Source organism: Infirmifilum sp. (assembly GCF_049970975.1).
Taxonomy (GTDB): domain Archaea; phylum Thermoproteota; class Thermoprotei; order Thermofilales; family Thermofilaceae; genus Thermofilum; species Thermofilum uzonense.
This window is the reverse complement of sequence record NZ_JBMFLX010000104.1, coordinates 1-4,625: the sequence shown is the minus strand read 5'-3', so window position 1 is coordinate 4,625 and position 4,625 is coordinate 1. Positions and strand designations below refer to the sequence as shown.

Genomic DNA, 4,625 nt, shown 5'->3' with positions numbered 1-4,625 from the left:
TTACAACTCCTTTCCCAAGGCCGCTTACAACACCTCCCGTTACGAAGACAAACCTGGTATGCATACAATAGGAAGAAACGTAGCTTATTAACTTTTCCAGGTTAGTGGCGTCAAAGCGAAAGGCCTATGAGCTGAGGCTATACTTATCTTTATAGGATAGATAAATCTTATCTGTAACCACCTATAAAAAACCATGTGAGGATTAGGTGAATCTGAGTCTTCAGAGGTTTCTATTTTTCACATAATGGCAAAGATATCTAATCAAAAATATCGAATTGTAAACATAATTATTAAAACATTTACATTTTTATTATGTGAAAGCTTAATGTAAGACAAAACATAATGTAATCATATGAGTTTTGAATTGATATAGTATGTGGAATGCAGGTGAATCCTAAGAAAGCTAAGTATAAGACGATCTACAAGGGTAAGATATACTATTTTTGCAGCAGTGCATGCAAAAGAGCCTTTGAGAGTAATCCCGAATATTATATTGAGCACGGCCCTACCGGACACCCTGATTAAGCCCGGTGTTTTCTTGTGCCGTATACCAAGGAGAGAATCAAAGTGGTAGGAGTTGACTGTGCCGCCTGCGTCTATGCAATACAAAAAAATTATCGAATCGTTTTCAATCAAGACTTCCTCAGAGGTCGAAAAGTTATACATTGAAGAGACGGGCAAAGGTTCTACAACATTCCTTGTAGCGATAAATAGTAAGCTATCCGCAGCGGTAATTGTCAGCGACGAGCTCAGAAAGGAGGCAAGCAAAGTAATCTCCTTTTTTAAAGAGAAAGGAATAAGGACTGTCTTAGCTACAGGAGATGCAGAAAACGCGGCACGATACGTAGCCTCTCAGCTGGGTGTAGACGAGGTTTACGCTGAGCTTAGACCAGAGGACAAGGCCGACCTTGTTGACAAGCTCCAGAGCTCTGGGCGCAGAGTCCTCTTTGCGGGAGACGGGGTTAACGATGCACCGGCGATCGGAAGGGCATTCCTGGGGGTAGCAATGGGTGGCGGTGCAGACATATCAAAAGAAGCTGGAGACGTAGTTTTAATAAACGGGAATCTGGAAGCACTTGCAGATCTATACAGTCTAAGCATCCATGCTCGGAAAAAAGCAGTCCAGAACCTCGCGTGGGCTTTTGCATACAATGCTACGCTAATACCTGTAGCTGCAGGCGTCTTATACAAGAGTCTCGGCATAATGATTCGACCAGAGCTTGCTGCAGCAGCCATGATTTTAAGCGACATAACAGTCATATCTAATGCGCTCACCCTGATGAAATGGAAGCCTCACTCGGGAAAATGATAGTAGGCCTTTTCCTCTACATTTGATATGCATCCTACGAAGTATGCATGTATTTTCTAGAAAAAGCTTAAAATTACGGTATTTTAACAAATGAAGAATACTAAAAGATATAATTGTTAATTTCTAAGAATAGGACAGAATTTATTTATACAGGATAGTCAAAAAATTAAAACGAAACACATGAAGAAATACCGTGTTGTAGTTAATAGAGCTGCATGCATTTCTTGTGGTGCTGCTCCCGCTGCTTGTCCCGAGGTCTTCGAGCTTGGGGACGATAACGGGAAAAACAGAGTAGTAGCCAAATATAGTGTTAATACTGACGAGAACATCTCTGTTGGAGAGATACCCGAGGATCTCTACGACTGCGCTCGCTCGGGTGCTGACGTGTGCCCCGTCAACGCTATATCAATTGAGGATATTGGGTGAGCACAGGGGATGCGAGTAGTCCCCTGTATGAGGTGTTTATACTTTAAGCCCCACTCGGCCTTTGAAGACTTGGGTTACTGCTCCGCTAGGAACATGATTGTATATTCAAGGAATGTCGATCCAGATTGCCAAATGGCCAAGGAGGTGACCACCGAGGAACTAAATGAAGCCTTAACCCAACAGGGTTGGGCTTATTGTTTAACCTGCAAGACTACAGTTCCAGCTGAAGAAATCGAAAAGCACGCTAACCATGTTTTAGCTGCTTCTCTAATATTCGATGAAGCGCTAGCAGAATCTCCCCCTGCAGACTAGAGGTGTCAGCTTTGGATGAAATTTGCCTAATTATAGGAGGACCGCAGGGCTCCGGGCTTGAGACATCGATGAGCATTCTCGGATACGCGTTCGCGAGAAAGGGGTACTGGTTCATAGCCGATAGAGAATACTTCTCAAATATCACTGGTAGACACAGCTATATTCACTTATGCGTCTCTACTCTCCCCGTGTCTTCTCTTAGATACCCAGTTGACATCCTGGCAGCCGCCGATGCAGAGACAATTTTCACGCACTTCGACGAGCTCTCCATAGGGGGTGTTTTAATCTATGACAAGGGGGTTCTTGGAAAAAAGCTAGAGGACATACCAAGCATCGAGGATACTACACGTGAAAGAATAGCCGGGAAGATAAAGGAGCTGGGGATACAGCCGACAGTGTCCTCCATTGTTAACCATCTTGAAAGCTCGATGTCTGTGAAAGCGGTCGGAGTGGATTACCAGGTCCTTCTCAGAGGGCTAGCCGCAAAATACACGATTGATCCAAAGCTGTTGTCCAGGTACGTGAGTGGGATAATTGTAGCTATGATTTCTCTCGTGCTAGGTCTGAGAAAGGAAGTGTCCCAGGATGCTGTCTCAAGATTCTTCCGCGGCAGGCCAATTATAGCCGAGCAGAACAACGCCCTGATAGATAGTATTTACGAGATGTATTCTGAGCTTGCCGGGATTGTCTCACTTGATACTCCAACGGCTAGGCCGGGGAAACTAATGGTTGTTACTGGTAACGACATAGTGGCAATTGGAAAGATAGTGGCTGGTGTTAGGCTCCAGAGCTATTACCCTATAACACCGGCGGCAGACGAGAGTTTCCTCCTGGAAAAATATCAGGTGATTGAAGCCGATGAGGGTGTTATAGGTCCCATAATTGTATTCCAGACGGAAGATGAGATCGCTGCAGTATCTTCTATAATTGGGGCTTCTCTCACCGGGGCTAGAAGCAGCACATCAACAAGCGGGCCTGGCTTCGACCTCATGGTTGAGGGCTTATCTTATGCTGGGATGAATGAAGCGCCAATAGTTATAACGTACTATCAGAGAGGGGGTCCGAGCACAGGACAGCCAACAAGGGGGAGCCAGAGCGACCTCCTCAACGCTGTATTCGCGGGGCACGGTGAATTTGCACGAGTAGTTCTCTCCTCAGGAGACCACGTTGAAGCCTTCTATGATGCAATCGATGCCTTTAACATAGCCGAGAAATATCAGGTTCCTGTTATCCACATCTTAGACAAGTTTCTAGCAAACTCTTTAGTCACAATTACGCCACCAGACCCTGGGCGCGCGGAAATCGAGAGGGGCTTGCTTTCCTCTGGAGGCCCCAACTACAAGAGGTTTGACTCCTCGAAGCTAATCTCCCCGAGGGCATTCCTGGGTGCAAAGGACACAGTTATGTGGTATAGTGGTGATGAACACAACGAGTATGGGCACATTGAGGAGGATCCAGTAAACCGCATCAAAATGTATTCTAAAAGAATCGAGAAACTTGAACTAATAAGGAAGGAGCTCCCACTTGAGAAGAAGATCACTCTCCAGGGACATGACAACCCCGATTTTATACTGGTTGGATGGGGTTCCACTAAGGGTGTCTCGCTTGACGCTATCCGTGCACTCGGCAAGGAAGGCATGAGAGGAGCCTACGTCAACTTGAAGCTTCTATGGCCATTCCCAGGCGAGGAGTTTAGGAGTATCCTAGAGAGATTCGACAAGGAAAAGATCATCTTTGTAGAGCACAGTTACGGAGTAAGCCTTAGGCATCTCGTCGCGATGTCAACTGGCCTTATTATCGAGAAGAATATTGCGAAGTTCACAGGAAGACCCCTTACACGAGAAGAGGTGGTAGCGGGGGTTAAGAAGATCATCATGGGTGAAACTTTAAGGGTGGTGGCGTTCCATGGAGCTTAAATGGAATTACAGGACAAACGTGTGGCCAGACTGGTGTCCCGGTTGCGGGAACTACGGAATACTCACAGCGGTCTACAAAGCTCTAGAAGAACTGCAGCTTGACCCATCTCAAACAGTGATTGTTTCCGGCATCGGTTGTTCTTCCAAGATTCCACACTTTGTAAACGTGAATGGAGTTCACACCTTACACGGGAGGGCGATTCCATTCGCGACGGGAATAAAGATAGCAAACCCGAGCTTAAACGTAATAGTGCACGGTGGGGACGGGGACTTGCTGGGTATAGGCGCGGGCCACTTCGTAGCTCTAGGTAGGCGAAACCTCGACATAGTCGTCATCCTACACGACAACGGCGTGTATGGCTTGACAAAGGGTCAAGCATCCCCTACCCTACCTTTAGGTGTAAGGACAAAGGCTCTCCCAAAGCCCAACGTCCAGCAGGCAGTAAACCCCGTCCTACTGGCGCTCGCATCAGGCTACACCTTTGTAGCTAGAAGCTATGCATTCGACACCCCCCACCTGAAGAACATAATAGTACAAGCTATAAGGCATAGGGGCTCAGCCCTTATAGATGTGCTCCAGCCATGCGTGGTGTTTAATGACGTATTCACAGCCGAATACTACAGGAAGGTGACCTATAAGCTCGAGTCAGACCCCTCCTGGG

Annotated in this window: 6 protein-coding genes; all 6 read left to right on the top strand. The window is 46.5% G+C overall.

Going from position 1 to position 4,625, the window contains the following annotated elements; translation table 11 throughout:
- Positions 1-363 precede the first annotated feature (363 nt).
- Positions 364-525, top strand: a complete 162-nt coding sequence (locus ACP5KC_RS08950; protein WP_428287323.1) for a YHS domain-containing protein — start codon at positions 364-366, stop codon at positions 523-525.
- Positions 526-583: 58 nt separating this feature from the next.
- Entirely contained in the window at positions 584-1,309 is a 726-nt protein-coding gene (locus tag ACP5KC_RS08945) for an HAD-IC family P-type ATPase (protein ID WP_424740443.1), read from the top strand.
- A 180-nt stretch (positions 1,310-1,489) separates the two neighbouring features.
- Positions 1,490-1,735: a ferredoxin gene (locus tag ACP5KC_RS08940; RefSeq protein WP_052884046.1), complete on the top strand. Its 246-nt coding sequence runs from the start codon at positions 1,490-1,492 to the stop codon at positions 1,733-1,735.
- A gap of 132 nt (positions 1,736-1,867) precedes the next feature.
- On the top strand, positions 1,868-2,047 hold the full coding sequence (locus tag ACP5KC_RS08935; RefSeq protein ID WP_424740439.1) for a hypothetical protein: 180 nt from the start codon (positions 1,868-1,870) through the stop codon (positions 2,045-2,047).
- An 11-nt stretch (positions 2,048-2,058) separates the two neighbouring features.
- Positions 2,059-3,963 (top strand): 2-oxoacid:ferredoxin oxidoreductase subunit alpha, encoded by a 1,905-nt coding sequence (locus ACP5KC_RS08930; RefSeq protein ID WP_428287322.1) that lies wholly within the window; start codon positions 2,059-2,061, stop codon positions 3,961-3,963.
- Positions 3,953-4,625, top strand: a 673-nt coding sequence (locus tag ACP5KC_RS08925; protein ID WP_428287321.1) for a thiamine pyrophosphate-dependent enzyme, incomplete at its 3' end; no start/stop codon positions are given. The genes ACP5KC_RS08930 and ACP5KC_RS08925, both read left to right, overlap by 11 nt.